Source organism: Streptomyces sp. NPDC097107 (assembly GCF_044762405.1).
Classification (GTDB): domain Bacteria; phylum Actinomycetota; class Actinomycetes; order Streptomycetales; family Streptomycetaceae; genus Streptomyces; species Streptomyces thinghirensis.
Window position 1 is genome coordinate 75,385 of record NZ_JBIWEF010000011.1, and the last position, 20,707, is coordinate 96,091.

Annotated in this window: 20 protein-coding genes; 5 read left to right on the forward strand and 15 right to left on the reverse strand. The window is 72.2% G+C overall.

Annotated features, from left to right (window positions below; genetic code table 11):
• Positions 1-12: 12 nt before the first annotated feature.
• The gene (locus tag ACIQ1J_RS25560) at positions 13-252 is read right to left on the reverse strand and encodes an SCO4848 family membrane protein (RefSeq protein ID WP_053135976.1); all 240 of its coding nucleotides are present in this window, start codon (positions 250-252) and stop codon (positions 13-15) included.
• A 91-nt stretch (positions 253-343) separates the two neighbouring features.
• Between ACIQ1J_RS25560 and ACIQ1J_RS25565 the strand changes: the two genes are divergently transcribed.
• Positions 344-1,636 carry a D-alanyl-D-alanine carboxypeptidase family protein gene (locus ACIQ1J_RS25565; RefSeq protein ID WP_403560360.1) on the forward strand — a complete coding sequence of 431 codons (1,293 nt, stop codon included), beginning with the start codon at positions 344-346 and terminating at the stop codon, positions 1,634-1,636.
• Here ACIQ1J_RS25565 and ACIQ1J_RS25570 read toward each other — a convergent pair.
• From ACIQ1J_RS25570 to ACIQ1J_RS25585, 4 genes are read right to left on the reverse strand one after another with little or no spacing between them, the layout of a single operon-like run.
• Positions 1,584-2,543: a YihY/virulence factor BrkB family protein gene (locus ACIQ1J_RS25570; protein WP_403560362.1), complete on the reverse strand. Its 960-nt coding sequence runs from the start codon at positions 2,541-2,543 to the stop codon at positions 1,584-1,586. The genes ACIQ1J_RS25565 and ACIQ1J_RS25570 overlap by 53 nt on opposite strands.
• Complete coding sequence (locus ACIQ1J_RS25575; RefSeq protein WP_210957820.1) at positions 2,531-3,001, reverse strand: GtrA family protein; 471 nt, start codon at positions 2,999-3,001, stop codon at positions 2,531-2,533. The genes ACIQ1J_RS25570 and ACIQ1J_RS25575 overlap by 13 nt, the downstream gene beginning before the upstream one ends.
• Positions 2,995-3,945, reverse strand: coding sequence for a decaprenyl-phosphate phosphoribosyltransferase (locus ACIQ1J_RS25580; RefSeq protein WP_403560364.1), 951 nt, complete (start codon positions 3,943-3,945; stop codon positions 2,995-2,997). Before ACIQ1J_RS25580 ends, ACIQ1J_RS25575 begins: the two co-directional genes overlap by 7 nt.
• Entirely contained in the window at positions 3,938-4,447 is a 510-nt protein-coding gene (locus ACIQ1J_RS25585; RefSeq protein WP_403560366.1) for a phosphatase PAP2 family protein, read from the reverse strand. The genes ACIQ1J_RS25580 and ACIQ1J_RS25585 overlap by 8 nt, the downstream gene beginning before the upstream one ends.
• 133 nt (positions 4,448-4,580) lie before the next feature.
• On the opposite strand from ACIQ1J_RS25585, the gene ACIQ1J_RS25590 reads away from it, so the two are divergent.
• Together ACIQ1J_RS25590 and ACIQ1J_RS25595 are read left to right on the forward strand one after the other, a co-directional pair.
• Positions 4,581-5,930 carry an FAD-binding protein gene (locus tag ACIQ1J_RS25590; protein ID WP_403560368.1) on the forward strand — a complete coding sequence of 450 codons (1,350 nt, stop codon included), beginning with the start codon at positions 4,581-4,583 and terminating at the stop codon, positions 5,928-5,930.
• An 8-nt stretch (positions 5,931-5,938) separates the two neighbouring features.
• A complete protein-coding gene (locus tag ACIQ1J_RS25595; protein ID WP_210957824.1) occupies positions 5,939-6,694 on the forward strand; it encodes a decaprenylphospho-beta-D-erythro-pentofuranosid-2-ulose 2-reductase in 756 nt (251 codons plus the stop codon).
• Positions 6,695-6,709: 15 nt separating this feature from the next.
• Here the strand turns inward: ACIQ1J_RS25595 and ACIQ1J_RS25600 are convergent, their stop codons facing one another.
• The 6 genes from ACIQ1J_RS25600 to ACIQ1J_RS25625 form a co-directional block, all read right to left on the reverse strand.
• Entirely contained in the window at positions 6,710-7,288 is a 579-nt protein-coding gene (locus ACIQ1J_RS25600; RefSeq protein WP_210957825.1) for a 2'-5' RNA ligase family protein, read from the reverse strand.
• A gap of 174 nt (positions 7,289-7,462) precedes the next feature.
• Positions 7,463-8,476, reverse strand: a complete 1,014-nt coding sequence (trpS, locus tag ACIQ1J_RS25605) for a tryptophan--tRNA ligase (RefSeq protein WP_403560371.1) — start codon at positions 8,474-8,476, stop codon at positions 7,463-7,465.
• Positions 8,477-8,601: 125 nt separating this feature from the next.
• Entirely contained in the window at positions 8,602-10,047 is a 1,446-nt protein-coding gene (locus ACIQ1J_RS25610) for a glycine hydroxymethyltransferase (protein ID WP_403560373.1), read from the reverse strand.
• A 175-nt stretch (positions 10,048-10,222) separates the two neighbouring features.
• On the reverse strand, positions 10,223-11,410 hold the full coding sequence (locus ACIQ1J_RS25615) for a glutathionylspermidine synthase family protein (RefSeq protein ID WP_403560375.1): 1,188 nt from the start codon (positions 11,408-11,410) through the stop codon (positions 10,223-10,225).
• 8 nt (positions 11,411-11,418) lie between these two features.
• Positions 11,419-11,781, reverse strand: coding sequence for a hypothetical protein (locus ACIQ1J_RS25620; protein WP_403560376.1), 363 nt, complete (start codon positions 11,779-11,781; stop codon positions 11,419-11,421).
• Positions 11,782-11,859: 78 nt separating this feature from the next.
• Positions 11,860-13,251, reverse strand: a complete 1,392-nt coding sequence (locus tag ACIQ1J_RS25625; RefSeq protein ID WP_403560378.1) for a PLP-dependent aminotransferase family protein — start codon at positions 13,249-13,251, stop codon at positions 11,860-11,862.
• A gap of 47 nt (positions 13,252-13,298) precedes the next feature.
• On the opposite strand from ACIQ1J_RS25625, the gene ACIQ1J_RS25630 reads away from it, so the two are divergent.
• Positions 13,299-13,811: a carboxymuconolactone decarboxylase family protein gene (locus ACIQ1J_RS25630; protein ID WP_403560380.1), complete on the forward strand. Its 513-nt coding sequence runs from the start codon at positions 13,299-13,301 to the stop codon at positions 13,809-13,811.
• 214 nt (positions 13,812-14,025) lie between these two features.
• Positions 14,026-14,961, forward strand: coding sequence for an RNA-guided endonuclease TnpB family protein (locus ACIQ1J_RS25635; RefSeq protein WP_403560382.1), 936 nt, complete (start codon positions 14,026-14,028; stop codon positions 14,959-14,961).
• On the opposite strand, the gene ACIQ1J_RS25640 is transcribed toward ACIQ1J_RS25635, so the two are convergent.
• Genes ACIQ1J_RS25640 through ACIQ1J_RS25655 form a run of 4 tightly spaced genes read right to left on the reverse strand, consistent with a single transcriptional unit; the run spans position 14,948 to position 20,667 of the window.
• Positions 14,948-15,919 carry an ABC transporter substrate-binding protein gene (locus ACIQ1J_RS25640; protein WP_403560384.1) on the reverse strand — a complete coding sequence of 324 codons (972 nt, stop codon included), beginning with the start codon at positions 15,917-15,919 and terminating at the stop codon, positions 14,948-14,950. The genes ACIQ1J_RS25635 and ACIQ1J_RS25640 overlap by 14 nt on opposite strands.
• Position 15,920: 1 nt before the next feature.
• Positions 15,921-17,864 carry an ABC transporter permease gene (locus tag ACIQ1J_RS25645; protein WP_403560386.1) on the reverse strand — a complete coding sequence of 648 codons (1,944 nt, stop codon included), beginning with the start codon at positions 17,862-17,864 and terminating at the stop codon, positions 15,921-15,923.
• Positions 17,864-19,138, reverse strand: coding sequence for a glycine betaine/L-proline ABC transporter ATP-binding protein (locus ACIQ1J_RS25650; RefSeq protein ID WP_403560388.1), 1,275 nt, complete (start codon positions 19,136-19,138; stop codon positions 17,864-17,866). The genes ACIQ1J_RS25645 and ACIQ1J_RS25650 overlap by 1 nt, the downstream gene beginning before the upstream one ends.
• Positions 19,135-20,667 carry a GMC family oxidoreductase gene (locus tag ACIQ1J_RS25655; RefSeq protein WP_403560390.1) on the reverse strand — a complete coding sequence of 511 codons (1,533 nt, stop codon included), beginning with the start codon at positions 20,665-20,667 and terminating at the stop codon, positions 19,135-19,137. Before ACIQ1J_RS25655 ends, ACIQ1J_RS25650 begins: the two co-directional genes overlap by 4 nt.
• Positions 20,668-20,707 lie beyond the last annotated feature (40 nt).

The following is a 20,707-nucleotide window of genomic DNA, read 5'->3' on the forward strand; positions in this document are numbered from 1 at the left end:
GAATCCCCTCAGTTATGACGTTCGGCGCAGTGCGCGCAGCCCGCGCAACCCGATGACCCCGACGACCGTCCCCAATACGAAGGACACGACGGCGAGCAGCAGGTGCACCCAGAAGTACGCCGTGGGGTCGCCGTCCTCGAAAGCGAGCCCGCTGCCGTCCTTGACCAGGTTTTTGACGAAAGTGATCCAGATGATCCAGCTCCACACCCCGAAAGCGAGCAGGAACCAGGAGACGGGGCGGCTGAGCTTCATGGTTTCAGTATCGCCGCACGGTGTCCGGATCCGTGCGCGGGGTCGGGAGGGGGGTGTGAAGGCGTCGCTCCCGGGAGGTACGTTCTCGCTCGTGCCCGCACCCAAGAAGGCCGTCAGGCGATCCCTGACGGTCACCTCCGCCGCCCTGACCGCTCTCGCCCTCCTCCCGCCCGCCGCGCTCGCCGCCCCGAGCCCGCCGGCGAGTTCCTCGGCGAGCCCGTCGGCCACTCCGCCCGCGTCGATGTCGACCGTGGGTGGGGCGCGGCTCGGGAAACCCGGGACGCAGGTGGATCTTGCGGGTGGGGCGCCCGTGCTGCCGAAGGACCTCACCGCCCGTTCGTGGATCGTGGCCGACGCCGAGTCCGGCGACGTGCTGGCCGCGCACAACGCGCACTGGCGACTGGCGCCTGCGAGCACGCTGAAGATGCTGTTCGCCGACACCCTGCTGCCGAAGTGGCCGAAGACGACCAAGCACAAGGTCGTACCCTCCGATCTCGCGGGCCTCGGCGCCGGCTCCAGCATGGTCGGCGTCAAGGAGGACGAGACGTACACCGTCCACGACCTGTGGCTCGGCGTCTTCCTGCGCTCCGGCAACGACGCCGTGCACGTGCTGTCGGCGATGAACGGCGGTGTCGCCAAGACCGTCGCGGACATGAACGAGCACGCCGGGGAACTCCAGGCCCTCGACACGACCGTCGTCAGCCCCGACGGCTACGACGCGCCGAAGCAGGTCTCCTCGGCGTACGACCTGACGCTGTTCGCCCGCTCGGGACTGCAGAAGAAGGACTTCCGCGAGTACGCCTCGACGGTCAGCGCGAAGTTCCCGGGTGAGACGAAAATGGACAAGAAGGGCAAGACGTCCCGCAAGCCCTTCGAGATCCAGAGCACCAACCGGCTGCTCGCCGGCGACTCGGACGTCGGCGTCTACCCGGGCATCGCGGGCGTGAAGAACGGCTACACCACCAACGCCGGCTACACCTTCACGGGCGTCGCCGAACAGGGCGGCAAGGTGCTGCTCGTCACGGTCATGAACCCGGCGAAGGACGAGCACAACGAGGTCTACAAGGAGACCTCCCGCCTGTTCGACTGGGGCTTCGAGGCGGCCGGCAAGGTGGAGCCGGTGGGCGAGCTGGTGCCGCCGAGGAGCGCCGTCCAGGAGAGCCCGCAGCCGAATCCGAGCGCCTCCGGGGAGGCCGGCGGCACCGGGAAGGGCGTGGCGGGCACGCAGCCGGTGGCGGGCGCCCCGACCGCGAACGGCGCCGGCGGCATCGGTGTCGCGGCCGGCATCGCCGCCGGGCTGCTGGTCCTGCTCGCGGGCGGCGCGTTCCTGATCAACCGGAAGTGGCCGCTGCCGGACCTGGTCCGTCGCCGGACGCGCCCGTGACGCCCTGGCCCTTCCCGGCCTGCTCCTGCCCGCCCGCTCCCGCCCCCTCGACTTCCTGCGCCTTGCTGCCCGTCGCCGTCCAGGAGGCGCAGAACAGCACCAGCTTCGAGGTGAAGTTGATCCACAGCAGCAGGGCGACGGGGACGCCGAAGGCGCCGTACATGCTCTTCGCGGCGACGCCCTGCATATAGCCGCTGAGCAGCAGCTTCAGCAGCTCGAAGCCGATCGCGCCGATCAGCGCCGCCACCACCAGGCGGCGGCGCGAGGGCTGGACGCCGGGAAGCAGGGTCAGCACGTACAGCAGCAGGAGGAAGTCGGCGAGTACGGCGACGGCGAACGCGGCGACGTAGAGCAGCACGCCGCCGAAGCCGCCCTCGGCGACGCCCAGCTGGCGGATGATCCAGCCGACCAGCGCCGAGGCGACGGTGGAGATGCCGACGGTGACCAGGAGGGCGCCGCCGAGACCGACGAGGACGCCCGCGTCCTTGGCCCGGTGCAGGAAGGGGTTCTCCTCCTCGTCGGGCAGCTCCCAGACGGCGCGCAGGCAGCCCCGGGTGGCGTCGACCCAGCCCATGCCGGTGAACAGCAGCAGGGCGCCGGAGATGAGGCCGACGGTGCCGGCGTTGTCGATCAGACTCTGGATGTTCAGCTGGTCGGCGATGCCGGGGATCTGCTCGGCGATCTTGTCCTGGAGCTTGTCCTGCTGGTCCGTGCTGAGCGTCGCGGCGGCGATGGCGGCGGCCAGGCTGAGCAGCGGGAAGAGCGCGACGAAGCTGGTGAAGGTCATGGCGGCGGCCAGCCGCGTCCACTTCACCCGGTCCAGCCGCTCGTACGAGCGCCACGCGTGCGTGGTCATCAGCCGTGCCAGCCACGGCCCGACCACGGGGAGCTTCTTCAGCCAGTCCATGATCCGACTCTGCCCCCACTCGCCCGGGTCCATGATCCCGTCGTGCCACCGGTTCCTGCGCCGGTACGGAAGACCAGTGTTCTTGTGCCCCAGAAACGCAGGATGGTGGCCAGGACCATGCCGATTCCCGCACCGGAGACCGTGTCGGCCCGCTGCGAGGTGAGGCCGAGGGCGTAGTGGCTGACGGCCAGGCACAGGAGCTGTACGGCGGCACCGGCGGCGTTCACCGCGAAGAACACGGCGTACGGGCGCAGACCCTGCGGGCGGATGTGCCGGTAGGTGCCGAAGGCGTTGCCCGCGTACGCCACGGAGCAGCCGGCGACGAAGGACAGTGCCTTGGCGGTGAGCGGGTCGAGACCGGCCGGGCCGCGCAGCCAGGTGAAGAGGCCGAGGTCGACGGCGTAGGCGAGGAGGCCGGTGGAGGCGAAGCCCAGCAGCTCGCGCCGGCCGGCTACCAATTGGCCACTGCCAGGCCGTACATCGCCACCCAGACCACGCCGATCAGCGCGAGCGCCCGGTCGCGCAGGACGACGTCCTCGGGTTCGCCGGCGGTGCCGCGGTCGGCGAAGACGGCGTAGCGCAGGACGGCGAGGATGAAGGCGACCATGGACAGCTGGCGCCAGGGCAGCACGCTGGTGTGCGGGACGCCGCCCTCCTCCATGGCCCACAGGCAGTAGCCGAGGACGGCGACGCCGGCCGCGAGCTGCCAGACGAAGCGGAGGTAGCCGGTGGTGTACTCGGTGAGCAACGCGCGCGTGGCACCCGCCTTCTCGGCCATCTGGACGGCTTCGGAGTAGCGCTTGGCGGAGACCATGAACAGCGCGCCGAAGCCGGCCGTGATGAGGAACCAGCGCGACAGGGGGATGCCGAGCGCGAGCCCGCCGACCATCGCCCGCATCAGGAAGCCGGTGGTGACGACGGCGAGGTCGACGACCAGGACGTGCTTGAGGCTGATGCAGTACGCCAGTTGCATGGCGAGGTAGGCGGTCAGCAGGGCCGCGACGGCCGGCGGGCAGAGCCAGGCCGCGACGACGGGCGCGAGGACGCCCAGGACACCCCCGACGGCGTAGGCGACGGGCACCGGGACCTGTCCGGCGGCGACCGGGCGGTGCCGCTTGACCGGGTGGGCGCGGTCGGCCTCGGCGTCGCGGGCGTCGTTGACGAGGTAGACGGCGGCGGCGCAGGCGGTGAACAGGACGAAGACCAGGGCGAGCCGGGACAGGGTGTGCCAGGAGAGCAGTTCGCCGGCGGCGGCCGGAGCCGCGACGACCAGGACGTTCTTGATCCACTGGCGGGGGCGTGCGGTCCGCAGCAGACCCCCCGGGATGCCCGCCCGGCGGGGCGGCGCGGGTTCCTGCCGCTGTTCGGGGGCGCGTTGCCGCAGGACGGCCGTGTCAGTCACGGGTGCCTCCGCGCATCCAGTCGGTGCCGAGCCGGGCCGTGAGCGCGCCCAGGGCGGCGCCCGCCGCGATGTCGGAGGGGTAGTGGACGCCGACGACCAGCCGGGAGACGCACACCGCGGCGGCGAGCGGCCAGGCGGCGTGGACGCCCAGCGCGCCGAAGGCCACGGCGGCCGCCGCCGCCGAGGTGGCGTGGGAGCTGGGGAAGGAGTGCCGTCCGGCGGTGCGCACCAGGGGTACGACGTGGGCGGGGCGGGGACGGCGCACGACCCGCTTCACGCCCATGCTGGCGAGGTGGGCGCCCGCCGTGAGCGCGGTGCCGCGCAGCCAGGCCGTGCGCCGGGTGCCGTCCACGGCGGCTCCGGCGAGGCCCGCCGCGAGCCACAGCGCTCCGTGCTCCCCGGCCCAGGACAGGGCACGCGCGGCACCGGCCACGCGCGGGTCCGTGCCGCGGGCTCTGAGCGCCGTGACGATCCGGTGATCCATGTCGTCGAGGTCGTCCATGTGGACTCACTGTTCACGTCAACTGCCCGGGATGTCCGGCAATATCGAGCGACATACCATTAATCACCCGTTTCGGGGACCAGAGAGATGTTTCGGGACTAATCGTGCGTAAGAGGGCGATACGGTCACCGGCATGTCTGCCGACACCGTTCCCGTCACCGGCTGGGGCCGCACGGCGCCCACCGTCGCCCGCGTGATCCGCCCGCGCACGTTCCAGGAGGCCGCCGACGCCGTCCGCGAGTGCGGCGTCCGCGGCGGCATCCCGCGGGGTCTGGGGCGGGCGTACGGCGACGCGGCGCAGAACGCCGGTGGCGACGTGCTCGACATGACGGCCCTGGACCGCGTCCACGCCATCGACGCCGACGGCGGCACCGTGCTCTGCGACGCGGGGATCTCCCTGCACCGGCTGATGGAGGTGCTGCTGCCGCTCGGCTGGTTCGTGCCGGTGACCCCCGGCACCCGCTATGTGACGGTCGGCGGGGCGATCGGCGCGGACATCCACGGCAAGAACCACCACGTGTCCGGTTCCTTCGCGCGGCACGTGCTCTCCTTCGAGCTGCTCACCGCCGACGGCCGGGTCCGTACCGTGGACCGGGGCACGCCCCTGTTCGACGCGACCGCCGGCGGCATGGGCCTGACCGGGGTGATCCTCACCGCGACCGTGCGACTCCAGCCGGTCGAGACGTCACTGATGTCGGTCGACACCGAACGCGCCGACGACCTCGACGACCTCATGGCCCGCCTGACGGCCACCGACCACCGCTACCGGTACTCGGTCGCCTGGATCGACCTGCTGGCCCGCGGCGCGGCGACCGGCCGGGCGGTGCTCACCCGGGGCGACCACGCGCCGCTGGACGCACTGCCCGGCCGGGCCCGGCGCGAGCCGCTGGCCTTCCGCACCTCACGTCTCCCGGCCGCCCCCGACCTCGTCCCGGAGCGCCTGCTCAGCCGGACCACGGTCGGGCTCTTCAACGAGCTGTGGTACCGCAGGGCCCCCCGCCTGCGCAGGGGCGAACTCCAGCGGATCTCCGCCTTCTTCCACCCCCTGGACGGCGTCCCGCACTGGAACCGGATCTACGGCCGCGGCGGCTTCGTGCAGTACCAGTTCGTCGTCGGCCACGGCCAGGAGGACGCCCTGCGCCGGGTCGTGGGACGCATCTCCGCCCAGCGCTGCCCGTCGTTCCTGGCCGTCCTCAAGCGCTTCGGGGGGGCCGACCCGGGCTGGCTCTCCTTCCCGGTGCCCGGCTGGACCCTCGCCCTGGACATCCCGGCGGGTCTCCCGGGGCTCGGCACCTTCCTCGACGGCCTCGACGAGGAGGTCGCGAAGGCCGGCGGCCGGGTCTACCTCGCCAAGGACTCCCGGCTGCGGCCGGAGCTGCTCGCCGCGATGTACCCGCGCCTGGACGACTTCCGCGCGCTGCGCGCGGAGCTGGACCCGCGCGGGGTCTTCACCTCCGATCTCTCCCGCCGACTCACCCTCTAGGAGCTGTCGTGAAGGACGCCTTCGGCCTCCCCCAGTCCCTGCTCGTCCTCGGCGGTACGTCCGAGATCGCGCTCGCCACCGCGCGCCGTCTGGTCGCCCGCCGCACCCGTACCGTGTGGCTGGCCGGCCGCCCCTCCCCCGCCCTGGACGCGGCGGCCGAGCAGCTGCGCGGCCTCGGCGCCGAGGTGCGCACCGTCGCCTTCGACGCGCTCGACCCCGAGTCCCACGAGGCGGCGCTCGGCAAGGTCTTCACCGAGGGCGACATCGACCTGGTGCTGCTGGCCTTCGGCGTCCTGGGCGACCAGGCGCACGACGAGCGCGAGCCGCTGAACGCCGTCAGGGTCGCGCAGACCAACTACACCGGCGCGGTCTCGGCCGGGCTGGTGAGCGCCCGCGCGCTCCAGGCGCAGGGCCACGGCTCCCTGGTGGTGCTCTCCTCCGTGGCCGGCGAGCGGGCCCGCCGCGCCAACTTCATCTACGGCTCCAGCAAGGCCGGCCTGGACGCCTTCGCGCAGGGCCTCGGCGACGCGCTGCACGGCACGGGCGTGCACGTCATGGTCGTACGCCCCGGGTTCGTGCGGTCGCGGATGACCGCGGGGATGGAGGAGGCGCCGCTCGCCACGACGCCCGAGGCGGTCGCCACGGCCATCGAGCTGGGGCTGCGGCGGCGCTCGGAGACGGTGTGGGTGCCGGGCGCCCTGCGCGTGGTGATGTCGGCGCTGCGGCACCTGCCGCGGGGAGTTTTCCGGCGACTGCCGGTGTAGCGCCCCGGCGAGGGCCTATCGGGCGGGCAGGGAGCCGCTCTCCAGGCGTCCGGCCTGCGGGGGCACCGTGGTGCTGCCGAAGGGGAACTCGCGCAGCTTGCGCCACACCCCGTCGGCGCCCTGCTCGTAGAGCGCGAAGCCGGTGCAGGGCCACTGGGCCTCGTAGTCGGACAGCTCCTCGTAGGCGCGGTCCATCGCCGCTTCCTCGATGCCGTGCGCCACGGTGACGTGCGGGTGGTACGGGAACTGCAGTTCGCGCGGCACCGGCCCGGAGGTGTCGCGGACCCGCTTCTGCAGCCAGGAGCAGGCCGCGGCGCCCTCGACCACCTGGACGAACACCACGGGCGACAGCGGGCGGAAGGTCCCGGTGCCCGACAGCCGCATCGGGAAGGGCCGGCCGCGCGCCGCCACCTCCGCCAGGTGCGCCTCGATCGCGGGCAGCGCGGCGCCGTCGACCTCGGTCGGCGGCAGCAGGGTGACGTGCGTGGGGATGCCGTGAGCAGCGGCGTCGCCGAAGCCCGCGCGCAGCTGCTGGAGCTTGCTGCCGTGAGGCTCCGGGACCGCGATCGACACGCCGATCGTTACGGTCCCCACGTCGTCTCCTGTCGTTACGTGTCACTCGTCGTATGTCGCGGTGCCGGACACCCGATTATCGACTGTACGGCCACGACCGTGCCCGGGGCAGGCGCAACCGGAGTGATGTGCAGCGCTACGGCGGCGTGCCGGGGCGCGTGCGGTGCCGGCGCGGTGGTCGGGGCGGTGCCCCGGTCAGTGCTTGGCGGGGAGCAGGCCCAGCATGTCGTACGCCCGGGCGAGGGTCTCCGCGGCGACGGCCCGTGCCTTCTCCGCGCCCTTGGCCAGGATCGCGTCGAGGGTCTCCGGGTCGTCCAGGTACTGCTGGGTGCGCTCCCGGAAGGGCGTGACGAACTCCACCACGACCTCGGCGAGGTCCGTCTTCAGCGCGCCGTATCCCTTGCCCTCGTACTTCTGCTCGAGTTCCGGGATCGCCGCACCGGTGAGGGTGGAGTAGATCGAGAGCAGGTTGCTGACGCCGGGCTTGTGCTCGCGGTCGAAGCGGATCACGGTGTCGGTGTCCGTGACGGCGCTCTTCACCTTCTTCGCCGTGGCCTTCGGCTCGTCGAGCAGGTTGATCAGGCCCTTGGGGGTGGCCGCCGACTTGCTCATCTTGGCGGTCGGGTCCTGAAGGTCGTAGATCTTCGCCGTCTCCTTGAGGATGTACGCGGAGGGGACGGTGAAGGCCTCGCCGAAGCGCCCGTTGAAGCGCTCGGCCAGGTCGCGGGTCAGCTCGATGTGCTGGCGCTGGTCCTCGCCGACGGGCACCCGGTTGGCCTGGTAGAGCAGGATGTCCGCGACCTGGAGGACCGGGTACGTGAACAGGCCGACGGAGGCGCGGTCGGCGCCCTGCTTCGCGGACTTGTCCTTGAACTGGGTCATGCGGCTCGCCTCGCCGAAGCCGGTGAGGCAGTTCATGATCCAGCCGAGCTGGGCGTGCTCGGGGACGTGGCTCTGGACGAAGAGCGTGCAGCGGTCCGGGTCGAGTCCGGCGGCCAGCAGCTGGGCCGCGGCGAGCCGGGTGTTGGCGCGCAGTTCCTTCGGGTCCTGCGGGACCGTGATCGCGTGCAGGTCGACGACCATGTAGAACGCGTCGTGGGACTCCTGGAGGGCCACCCACTGGCGGACGGCGCCGAGGTAGTTGCCGAGGTGGAACGAGCCTGCGGTGGGCTGGATCCCGGAGAGCACACGAGGTCGGTCATTCGCCATGCGCACCATTCTCTCAGAGAGCTCGGGTGGTGCTGTCGCGGGGAACTGCGGGCCGTTCGGGGCTGGTCGCGCCCGCGCGGCGGTAGCCGCATGCCGACACAGCCCCGCACCCCTCACCGGGCGCTTCAGCCCAGGTCGATCTCCGGGTAGAGCGGGAAGCCCGCCACCAGGTCCGTCGCGCGGTGGGAGATCTCGTCCGCGATCCTGGCGTCGAGGACGTGCGCGGCCTTCGAGGGGGCGCCGGACTTGGTGGTGCCCGCCTCGGTGGTGGTCAGGACGCGGTCGATGAGGCCGGCCACCTCGTCCATCTCCGCCGTGCCCAGGCCGCGCGTGGTGAGCGCCGGGGTGCCGATGCGGATGCCGGAGGTGTACCAGGCGCCGTTCGGGTCGGCCGGGATGGCGTTGCGGTTGGTGACGATGCCGGAGTCGAGGAGGGCGGCCTCGGCCTGGCGGCCGGTGAGGCCGTAGGAGGACGCCACGTCGATCAGGTTCAGGTGGTTGTCCGTGCCGCCGGTCACCAGGGTGGCGCCGCGCTTCATCAGGCCCTCGGCGAGCGCGCGGGCGTTGTCGACGATGCGCTGGGCGTAGTCCTGGAACGCGGGCTGGCGGGCCTCGGCGAGGGCGACGGCCTTGGCGGCCATGACGTGCGGGAGCGGGCCGCCGAGGACCATCGGGCAGCCGCGGTCGACCTGGTCCTTGAGGGTGTCGTCGCACAGGACCATGCCGCCGCGCGGGCCGCGCAGTGACTTGTGGGTGGTCGTCGTGACGATCTGGGCGTGCGGGACCGGGTCGAAGTCGCCGGTGAGCACCTTGCCGGCGACGAGGCCCGCGAAGTGCGCCATGTCGACCATGAGGGTCGCGCCGACCTCGTCGGCGATCTCGCGCATGATCCGGAAGTTCACCAGGCGGGGGTAGGCCGAGTAGCCCGCGACGATGATCAGCGGCTTGAACTCGCGGGCGGAGGCGCGCAGGGCCTCGTAGTCGATGAGGCCGGTCGCCGGGTCGGTGCCGTAGGAGCGCTGGTCGAACATCTTGCCGGAGATGTTCGGACGGAAGCCGTGGGTGAGGTGGCCGCCGGCGTCCAGGGACATGCCGAGCATCCGCTGGTTGCCGAAGGCGCGGCGCAGCTCGGCCCAGTCGGCGTCGGTCAGGTCGTTGACCTGGCGGACGCCGGTGCGCTCCAGGAAGGGCACCTCGACGCGGGCGCCCAGGACGGCCCAGAAGGCGACGAGGTTGGCGTCGATGCCGGAGTGCGGCTGGACGTAGGCGTGGCGGGCGCCGAACAGCTCGCGGGCGTGCTCGGCGGCGAGGGACTCGACGGTGTCGACGTTGCGGCAGCCGGCGTAGAAGCGGCGGCCGACGGTGCCCTCGGCGTACTTGTCGCTGAACCAGTTGCCCATGGTCAGGAGCGTGGCCGGGGAGGCGTAGTTCTCCGAGGCGATCAGCTTGAGCATCTCGCGCTGGTCGGCGACCTCCTGGCCGATGGCGTCGGCGACGCGGGGCTCGACGGTTCGGATGACGTCGAGCGCGGCGCGGTAGGCGGTGGACTCGGGGGTGAGATCTGCGGGCATGGGGACCTCCGGACGGTACGGTCGGCGTTCGGGTCGGCCCAGGCGCACGGCACTCGTCTTCCGAGCCGCTCCCCGATGGTCGGTCCCATCCCAGCGCGCCAGTCACGGCCCACGCGCAGCCTACCGGGCGGCACGGCGGGCCGGGCCCCGGCGTCCACCATGCGGGCGACGGTCCTCAGAGGATCACGTGGGGCAGGAAGCGGGCGTACTCGTCCGTCACCAGGCCCGACGACTCCCTGATGCCCAGGCCCGCCGACTCGTTCTCCACCACCCAGGCGCCCAGGACGACCCGGTTGCCGTCGAAGTCCGGCAGGGGGGCCAGCTCCTGGTAGCAGCAGAGGTCGGTGCGCGGGGCCGGCGCTTCCGTGCCGGGGCGGTGGATCGTGACGCCGGCGCCCTCGCGGCCCAGGAGCGGCTTGGCGACGTAGCCGGTGGTGTCGGCCAGCTCACGGGGGCCGTCGAGGTAGGCGGGGAGGAGGTTGGGGTGGCCGGGGTACAGCTCCCAGAGGATCGCCAGCAGCGCCTTGTTGCTGAGCAGCATCTTCCAGGCGGGCTCGATCCACAGGGTGGTGCCGGTGCCGCCGCCGTTGTCGAGGGTGTCCAGGACGTGGTCGGCGAAGCGGTCGGTGGTGAGCCACTCCCAGGGGTAGAGCTTGAAGATGCTGCGGATGAAGCGGAGCCTGCCGTCGACGAAGCGGCCGGACAGGCGGTCCCAGCCGATTTCCTCCATGGAGATCCACTCGGTCTCCAGGCCGGCCTGCTCGGCGGTCTCCTTGAGGTAGGCGACCGTCATCAGGTCCTCGCCCAGCTCGTCGGCCTCGGAGTTCGCGAAGTACAGCGGGCTGCCGGGCGGGAGGAGGGCGGCCTGCTTCCTCCAGGCGTCGACGAGGCGCTCGTGGAGGCTGTTCCACTGGTCGGCGCCGGGGAAGCTCTCCTCCATCCAGAACCACTGCGGGGACGCGGCCTCGACGAGGGAGGTCGGGGTGTCCGCGTTGTACTCCAGGAGCTTGGCGGGCCCCGTGCCGTCGTAGCGCAGGTCGAAGCGGGCGTAGACGGAGGGGAGTTCGGCACGGCGGTGCCAGGCCTCGGTGACCGCCCGGACCACCCGCGGGTCGGTGATGCCGAGGTCGGCGAAGCGGCCGGCGGTGACGATGTGCCCGGCCGCCGCCAGGCACATGCGGTGGAGTTCCTCGACGGCCTCCTCCAGCGCCTCGACCTCCGGGAGGGAGAAGACGTAGAAGGCGCTCTCGTCCCAGTAGGGGCGCAGTGAGTCGTCCGGGTAGCGGGTGAGGGGGTAGACGCACCCCTGCTCCTCCACTGTCTGCTGCCAGCCGGGGCGCGGCTCGGTGGTGCGGCGTTCCACGGACGGCCTCAGCCGCCGCCGCTGCCGGAGCCGGAGCAGCCGAACCCGCCGCGGTCGACGGCCTCGTCGCGGCTGAAGGTGCCGTAGTCGGCCCAGCCGCTGCTGACGTCGGCGTCGTAGTACCAGTCGGCGTCGGACACCTTCGACGAGCCGGGCTTCTTCTTGCCGCCCTTGCCGTACGAACCGCCGGACGAGCCCGACTTGCAGTTCTTGTCGGCGACGACCTTGTAGCCGTTGACGTAGTCGTAGCTGTCGCGGTCCACGCAGCGCCGGTCGGGGTCCGATCCGCACGCGCTCAGAGCCGCCGCGAGCACTCCCATGCCGCCGAGCACCACGGTGCTCGACCGCAGCCGTCGCCGGGTCTCCGCCATTTCCCTGTCTCCCCGTTGTCCACTCAGGTGTACGGCAGTTGGGCCGATCGAGTGTACGGCCCGTGCCGCGGGTGGACTCTACGGCAGCGCCCGGCACAGCGCGTCCAGGGCCCCCGCCCAGGCGTGGTCGGGCGGGGTGCCGTAGCCGACGACGAGGGCGTCCAGTGGGGAGACGGCCGCGTCCGGGTGGCGGAACGTGGACAGGCCGTGGACGGCGAGGCCGTTCCAGGCGGCGGCCCTGACGGCCTGCTGCTCGGTGCCGGGCGGCACTTGCAGGACGGCGTGCAGTCCGGCCGCGATGCCGGTGACGCGCACGTCGGGGGCGCGCTCGGCGAGGGCGGCGACCAGCGCGTCACGGCGGCGCCGGTAGCGCAGGCGGGCGGCCCGGACATGCCGGTCGTAGTCGCCGGAGCCGAGGAACTCCGCGAGGGTCAGCTGGTCCAGGACGCCCGGAGTGCGGCCCGCCATGCCGTCCAGGGCCTCCTCGACCAGCGACGGCGGCAGCACCAGCCAGCCCAGGCGCAGGCCTGGGGCGAGGGACTTGCTGGCGGTGCCCAGATAGACGACGCGGTCGGGGTCCAGGCCCTGGAGGGCGCCGACGGGCTGGCGGTCGTAGCGGAACTCGCCGTCGTAGTCGTCCTCCAGGACCAGTCCGCCGGTGCGGCGGGCGCGGTCGATCAGTGCCGTGCGGCGTCCGGGGAGCAGGGGCAGGCCCATCGGGAACTGGTGGGAGGGGGTGAGGAGGACGGCCCCGGTGGTGGCCGGGTCGTCGTCGGGGGGACGGGTGCCGCGGTCGTCGAAGGGCAGCGGGGGTGTGGCGAGGCCCGCGCGGGTGAGCAGGGCGCGGTGGTGGGGCAGGCCGTAGGACTCGACCGCCACGGAGCGCGCTCCCCTGCGGCGCAGCAGGTCGGCGAGGACACCGAGGCCGCCGAGGAAGCCGGCGCAGACGACGATCCGGTCGGGGTCGGCGCGCACGCCGCGGGCGCGGGAGAGGTAGTCGGCGAGGGCGGTGCGCAGTTCGATCCGGCCGCGCGGGTCGCCGTAGCCGAGCGCCTGGTCGGGGGCGGCGGTCAGGGCGCGGCGGGCCGCCTTCAGCCACTGGGCGCGGGGGAACGACGCGAGTTCGGGGGTGCCGGGGACGAGGTCGTAGGCGGGCCGGCCCGGTGCCCGCCGGTGCGGTGCCGGGCGCCGGGCGGGGGTGGCGGGCGTCCGGTCGGCGACCCGGGTTCCGGAGCCCTGACGGGCGGCGAGCCAGCCCTCGGCGACCAGGTCGGCGTAGACCTCGGCCACCGTGTTGCGGGCCACGCCCAGGTCGGCGGCGAGCGAGCGCGAGGAGGGCAGCCGGGTGCCGGGCGCCAGCCGGCCGCCGCGGACGGCCTCGCGCAGGGCGTCGGTGAGACCGCGGCGCAGGCCGGGGCCGGAGCGGTCCAGGTGCAGGTCGACGCCGAAAGTGGCCCACGGTTTCCCCATGGAAATGGACCATACTCCTGGGCTGCCTCGCTTCTAGGCTCAAGACCATGACGACGATCGAGAACACCACCGCCGCCCCCGGTTCCTTCGCCCCCGAGGAGGCACCCCGCCTGGAGTGGGCCAAGCACGCGCCCGAGGTCTACAAGGCGATGATCCGGCTCGACACCGCCGCGAAGCGGGGGCTGGACCCGACGCTGTGCGAGCTGGTGAAGATCCGCGCCTCCCAGATCAACCACTGCGCCCTCTGCATCGACATGCACTCCAAGGACGCGCTCGCGGCCGGCGAGAGCGTGGAACGGATCGTGCAGCTCAGCGCGTGGGAGGAGTCGCGGCACTTCTACACGGAGAAGGAGCTGGCGGCGATCGAGCTGACCGAGGCGGTGACGGTCCTGACCGACGGATTCGTGCCCGACGCGGTCTACGAGAAGGCCGCCGCCCACTTCGAGGAGCCGGAGCTGGCGCAGCTGATCGCCGCGATCACGGTGATCAACGCCTGGAACCGCTTCGGCGTGACGTGCCGACTGACGCCGGGTCACTACACGCCGGGTCAGTACCGGTGACGGTTCGCACCGGGCTCCTGGACGACGGCGTCCGGTCCGCGCTGCGGGCGCTGGGCGCCGCCGCCAAGCAGGAGGTGTGCTCCGTGGCCGCTTAGCGGCCGGGTACCGATCGTTGGCGCTCCGAGTGGGACCAAAATTGCCGTATTTCACTCGATAGGGTGATCGGTGAAGAACCTACGGTGCAGTGTCGCGTGAATGTCTGCGCTCGGTGAGCATGAAACTGGTGGTGCAGGTCAAGCTACTGCCGACGCCCATGCAGGCGGCGGCCTTGGAAGCGACCCTGCGCGCCTGCAACGCGGCAGCCACCTGGGTGAGCAAGGTCTCTTTCGAGCGGCAGGAGTTCAAGAACTTCGCACTCCGCAAACTCACATATGAGCAGGCAAAGTCACGGTGGCGCCTAGGGGCCCAGGCAGCTCAGCACACGATCAAGAAGGCCTGCGACGCCTACGCCACCTTGCGGGCGAACGTGAAGGCGGGCCGTTTCGGGCGTAGCGGGTCGGCACGCCACCGCTGTGTCACGGAGCAGCCCGTCGCCTTCCGTCCCTTCGGCGCGCAGCCGTTCGACGACCGGATGCTCCAGAACACCCCGTCGGCCAAGCGGCGCCTGAAGAAGCGCCATCGCAAGGAGGCACGGCGAGCCAGGGACATCAACCACAAGATCGCGAAGCATGTGGTGGCCGAGGCAGAACGCACCGGTCGCGGAACCGTCCTCGAAAAACTCACGGGCATCCGCGAACGGGTACGGCTTCGCAAGCCCCAACGGGCCACCCCGCACTCCTGGTCGTTCGCCCAGTTGGGACAGTTCATCGCGTACAAGGCCCGCCGCGCCGGGGTGCCGGTGGTGCACGTTGATCCGGCGTACACCTCACGTACCTGCGCCGAGTGTGGGCACATCGACAGGGCGAACCGGGTCTCCCAGGCCCGATTCACATGCCGGTCCTGCACATTCGTTGATCACGCAGACCGGACCGGCTCCCGCGACATCCGCGCTCGTGCGTGGGAGTTGTGGCGACGCGGAGCTGTGGCGACGCGGGGTCGAGTCAACAGCCCCTGCCCCGCCCCCGCATCAGAGGGGCGGGGCTGGACGCAAACGCAACATCACCGCCAGTGGTGCCCAGTTGTGCAAGCCCGGCGCTTCAGCGCCGGGTAGTTGACGGCAGCCACTTCTTCCAGACGGACTTGTGGCTGTCCACCCACTTCTTCGCCGCCTCCTCGGGCCGCATCTTCTGCTCGGCGATCATCAGGGAGACCTCGTTCTGGTCCTCGGTCGTCCACTCGAAGTTCCTCAGGAACTCCGCCGCCTGGCCGCCGTCCTCCGCGAAGCCGGCGTTGAGGTACTTCTGCAGCGGGGTGACCGGGTAGGCGCAGTCGACCTTCGCCGGGTCGGCGTCGCAGCCCTCCTTGTAGGGCGGCAGCTTCACCTCGGTCATCGGAACCTTCTCGAAGAGCCACTGGGGGGTGTACCAGTAGGTCAGGAAGGGCTTCTTCTCCTTGGCGAACTGGGTGATCTGGGTGATCTGGGCGGCCTCGGAGCCGGCGAAGACGACCTTGTAGTCCAGGTCGAGATTGTTGACCAGGGCCTTGTCGTTGGTGACGTAGGACGGGGAACCGTCCATCAGCTGGCCCTTGTCGCCGCTCTCCGCGGTGCGCATCAGCTCGGCGTACTTGTCGAGGTTCTTCCAGTCGGTCACGTCCGGGTGCTTCTTCGCGAAGTACGTCGGGACGAACCAGCCGATGTGCCCGGTGACGCCGAGGTCGCCGCCGGGGGCGATCGTCTTCTTGTCCTCGACGTAGCGCTGCTCCTGCTCGGGGTGGCCCCAGTCCTCCAGGATGGCGTCGACCCGGCCCTGGCTGAGCGCGTCCCAGGCGGGGACCTCGTCGACCTGGACGGTGTCGACGCGGTAGCCCAGTTCGTGCTCCAGCAGGTACTGGGCGACGGCCACGTTGGCCTGGGCACCGACCCAGGACTGCACGGAGAGGGTCACCGTCCTGGCGCCCTGGGCGTTGGCGTACGGGGACGCCTGCTTGGTCATGTCGGCGGCGCCGCAGCCGGTCAGCAGCGTCAGCGCGGCGACCGAGGCGATGGCGGTGGTGGTACGCATCCGCATGTCAGGCTCCCTTCTTCGTACCGCGTTCGGTCGGCTGGGTGACCCGGTCGAGCATCAGGCCGAGGCAGACGATCGCCGCGCCGGCCACCAGGCCGGTCGCCAGGTCGCCCTGGGCCAGGCCGAAGACGACCTGGTAGCCGAGCGCGCCACCGCCGACCAGGCCGCCGATGATGACGACGGCGAGGACGAGGACGACGCCCTGGTTGACGGCGAGCAGCAGGGACCGGCGGGCCAGCGGGAGCTGGACCTGGCGCAGTTGCTGCCCGCTGGTGGCACCGAGCGAGCGGGCCGACTCCAGCGCGGCCGGGTCGACCTGGCGCAGCCCCTGGGCGGTGATGCGGACGACGGCCGGGAGGGCGTAGACGACCGCGGCGGCCACGGCGGGCGCGCGGCCCACGCCGAAGAGGGCGACGACCGGGATCAGGTACACGAACTGCGGCATCGTCTGGAAGACGTCCAGGACGGGCCGGAGCGCGCGCTCGAAGCGGTCGCTGCGGGCGGCGGCGATGCCCGTCGCGAAGCCGATGACCAGGGTCACGGCGACGGCGGCGAGAACTTGCGAGAGCGTGTCCAGGGACGGGTTCCACACGCCGAGCACGCCGATCGCGGCCATGGCGAGGACGGCGGTGAGCGCGGTGCGCCAGGTGCCGATCAGCCAGGCGAGGGCGGCGACGATCAGCAGTACGGACCACCAGGGCAGCCACTGGAGGCCGCCCCGCAGCGGGTTGAGGACCCAGCTGGTGAAGTGGGCGGCCCAGTCGGCGGTCCCGCCGATGACGGGGACACCGGAGTAGAGGTGGGCGGTCATCCAGTCGACGGCCCGGTTGACGGGCTCGGCGATGTCCACCTCCCACGCCTCGGGCCAGTCGAGGAAGCCGGCGAGTCGTCCGGCGGCCGCGACGGCCGCGGCGGCGGCCAGGGCGTACAGCCAGGTCAGCGGGGACTTCCCGGATTCGCCGAGCCGCTCCCCCGCCGCGCCGGTCACCCGGTCCAGGACGACGGCGAGCAGCACGATCGGGATGCCGGCCGCGAGTGCCGCGCCCACGTCGACCGAGGCGAGCGCCTGGTAGACGCGGTCGCCGAGGCCGCCGGCGCCGATGACGGAGGCGATGACGGCCATGGACAGCGCCATCATGATCGTCTGGTTGAGGCCGAGGAGGAGCTCCTTGCGGGCCAGCGGGATGCGGGCGGTCAGCAGCCGCTGGCGGGCGGTGGTGCCGAGGGACTCGACGGCCTCCAGAACCTCCTTGTCGGCGCCGCGCAGGCCGAGGGCGGTGAGCCGGGCCATGGGCGGGGCGGCGTAGACGACGGTGGCCAGGACGGCGGCGGGGACGCCGATGCCGAAGACCAGGACGACGGGGAGGAGGTAGGCGAAGGCGGGCAGCACCTGCATGGTGTCGAGCACCGGGCGCAGGACGCGGTCCATCCGGTCGGACAGGCCGGCGGCCAGGCCGAGCAGGGCGCCGACCACGACCGACGCGAGCACGGCGACGACCATGAGCGCGAGGGTCTGCATGGTCGGCACCCACATGCCGAGCAGGCCGCAGGCCAGGAACGCGGCGGCCGTGCCGATCGCCAGCTTCACGCCGGCCACGCGCCAGGCGACCAGGGCGCCGATCGCGGTGACCCCGGCCCAGCCGACGGCGAGGAGGGCGAGGTACACGGCGCGTACGGCGATGACGACGACGTTGCTGACGTGGCCGAAGAAGTAGAGGAACAGCGGGTGGCTGTCGCGGTTGTCGATGATCCAGTCGCTGGCCCTGCCGAGCGGCTCGGAGACGTCGACGGTGAGGGCGGTGGGCCAGGTGGTGCCGCCCCACTGGGATACGGCGAGGGGGGCGAGGATCGCGGCGGCGACCGCGAGGGCGAGGAGCTTGCGTACGGCCGGGTTGGTGAGGATGCCCGGCGGGGCGGCCTTCCGGGGCGCTGCGGTGATCGTGGCCATTACGCCGGCTCCTCGCTGGTGGCGGGGGGCGGGGTGGTCGGTTCACGGCGCTGGGCCGGTGCTCCCCCCACGCTCGGCCTCGCTCGCCCGGGGGGACGCCCATCGCCCGCCCGTGCCGCCCCGGCGGCCCCACTGCTCGCAGCTGCGGCGGGGCCGTCCGTGGGTGCGTCGGCGGCGGACGCGTCAGCCGTGCCTGTGGTGCCCGCCACCACCGACAGCAGCGCGTCCGCGTCGACCACCCCCAGGCAGCGGCCGTCGTCCATCACGCGGGCCGGGGAGCCGGCGCGGGCGACGGCCTCGATGGCCTCCGACACCGTGGCGTCGGGGCGGAGCGCGGGGCCGGTGCCGGCCTCGTCGGCCGAGGAGGCGGGGCGCATGGCCGTACGGACGGTGAGGACCTGCTCGCGCGGGACGTCGCGGACGAACTCGCGGACGTAGTCGTCGGCGGGCGAGCCGACGATCTCCTCCGGGGTGCCGAGCTGCACGACGCGTCCGTCGCGCATCAGGGCGATGCGGTCGCCCAGCTTGAGGGCCTCCTGGAGGTCGTGGGTGATGAAGACCATCGTGCGGCCCTCCTCGCGGTGCAGCCGGACGACCTCCTCCTGCATGTCCCGCCGGATCAGCGGGTCGAGCGCGCTGAACGGCTCGTCGAAGAGCAGCACCTCGGGGTCGACGGCGAGCGCGCGGGCGAGGCCGACGCGCTGGCGCTGGCCGCCGGAGAGCTGGCCGGGGCGGCGGTGCTCCAGGCCCTCCAGCCCGACCTTGGCGACGATGGCGGCGGCGCGCTCGCGGCGCTCGGCGCGGCCCATGCCCTGGACCTCCAGGCCGTAGGCCACGTTGTCGAGGACCGTGCGGTGCGGGAGCAGGCCGAAGTGCTGGAAGACCATCGCGGCGCGGTGGCGGCGCAGTTCGCGCAGCCGGGCCCTGTCCATCGCGCGGACGTCCTCGCCGTCGATGGCGATGGAGCCGGCCGTCGGCTCGATCAGCCGGGTCAGGCAGCGTACGAGGGTGGACTTGCCGGAGCCGGACAGGCCCATGACGACGAAGACCTCGCCCTTGCGCACGTCGAAGGAGACGTCCGCCACGGCGGCCGTGCAGCCGGTGCGCGAGCGCAGCTCGGCCGGGCTCAGGGCGCTCAGCTCGGGGTCGGCGGGGATCCGGGCGGCCTTGGGGCCGAAGACCTTCCACAGGCCGTCCACGGAGAAGACGGGGGCGGCGGAATCGGTGGCCTCGGGCGTACCCGGCGGCGTACCGGCGCCGGTGGTGGTACTCATCGGGCGTCACCACCGATCAGCTCGACGGCGCGCTCGCCGACCATGAGGACGCCGATCATCGGGTTCACGGCGGGCATGGTCGGGAAGACGGAGGCGTCGGCGATGCGGATGCCCGTCAGGCCGCGGACGCGCAGCTCGGGGTCGACGACGGCCTGCTCGTCGGTGGCGGCGCCCATCTTGCAGGTGCCCGCCGGGTGGTAGACGGTGTGGGCGACCTTGCGGGCGTACTCGCTCAGCTCCTCGTCGCCGGTGACGTCCGGGCCGGGGCAGACCTCGCGCTTGAGCCAGCCGGCCAGCGGCTCGGCCTTGGCGACCTCACGGGCGATCCTGATGCCGTCGACGAGGGTGCGGCCGTCGTGGTCGTCCTCGTCGGTGAAGTAGCGGAAGTCCAGGGCGGGCTTCACGGACGGGTCGGCGCTGGTCAGGTAGAGGCGGCCGCGGGACTTCGGCTTGGGGATGTTCGGAGTCATCGAGACGCCGAACTCCGGGCGCTCGTAGCCGAGGCGCTCCGGGTTGTCCGTGAACGGGATCTGGTAGAAGTGGAACATCAGGTCGGGGCCCGCGTGTTCGGGGTCGCGGCGCACGAACAGACCGGCGTCGGAGTCCATCGCGGAGTTGTCCGGGATGGGGCCGTTGGTCTCCCACACGATCACCGACTCGGGGTGGTCGAGCAGGTTCTCGCCGACGCCGGGCAGGTCGAGCGCCACGGGTATGCCGAGGGCCTCCAGCTGGTCCTTCGGGCCGATGCCCGAGTGCAGCAGCAGGCGCGGCGAGTCGACGGCACCGGCGCAGAGCACGACCTCGCCCCGTGCCTTGACGAGGATCTCCTCGCCGTCCTTGGTGCGGACGTGGACGCCCTCGGCGCGGGTGCCGTCGAGCTGGAGCTGGTAGGCCCAGGTCTCCAGCATGATCGTGAGGTTGGGCCGCTCGTCCATCACCGGGTGCAGGTACGCCACCGAAGCCGAGGAGCGCTTGTTGTTCTCCGGGTGGTAGGCGAGGTCGAAGAAGCCGGCGCCCTCGGTGAACGGCTTCTTGTTGAAGCCCTCGACGCGGGGGACGTCCAGGGCCTTCTGCGCGGAGTCGACGAAGTCGCGGGCGATGGCGTTCCGGTCCTTCTCGTCGACCGGGACGACGTTGTTCTTCAGCCGCGCGTAGTACGCCTCCATCGGCACCGCGCCCCAGCCCTTGGCGCCCGCCGCCTCCCACTCGTCCCAGTCGGAGGGCAGCGGCTTGAAGGCGATGAGCGTGTTGTGCGAGGAGCAGCCGCCGAGCACCCGGGCGCGGCTGTGCCGGATGTGCGAATTGCCGCGTGGCTGCTCGGTGGTCGGGTAGTCGTAGTCCAGCTCGCCGCCGAGCAGGCCCATCCAGCGGCGCAGGGTCAGCACGTCGTCGCGGCCGACGTCGCTGGGGCCGCCCTCGATGACGGCGACGGTGACGTCCGGGTTCTCGGTGAGGCGGGAGGCGATCACCGATCCCGCGGTGCCGCCGCCTATGACGACGTAGTCGTAGACGTGGGAGGTCTCGGGCATGGGGGTACTCCAGAGGGTGAGCGGACGGGGAGCCGGGCGG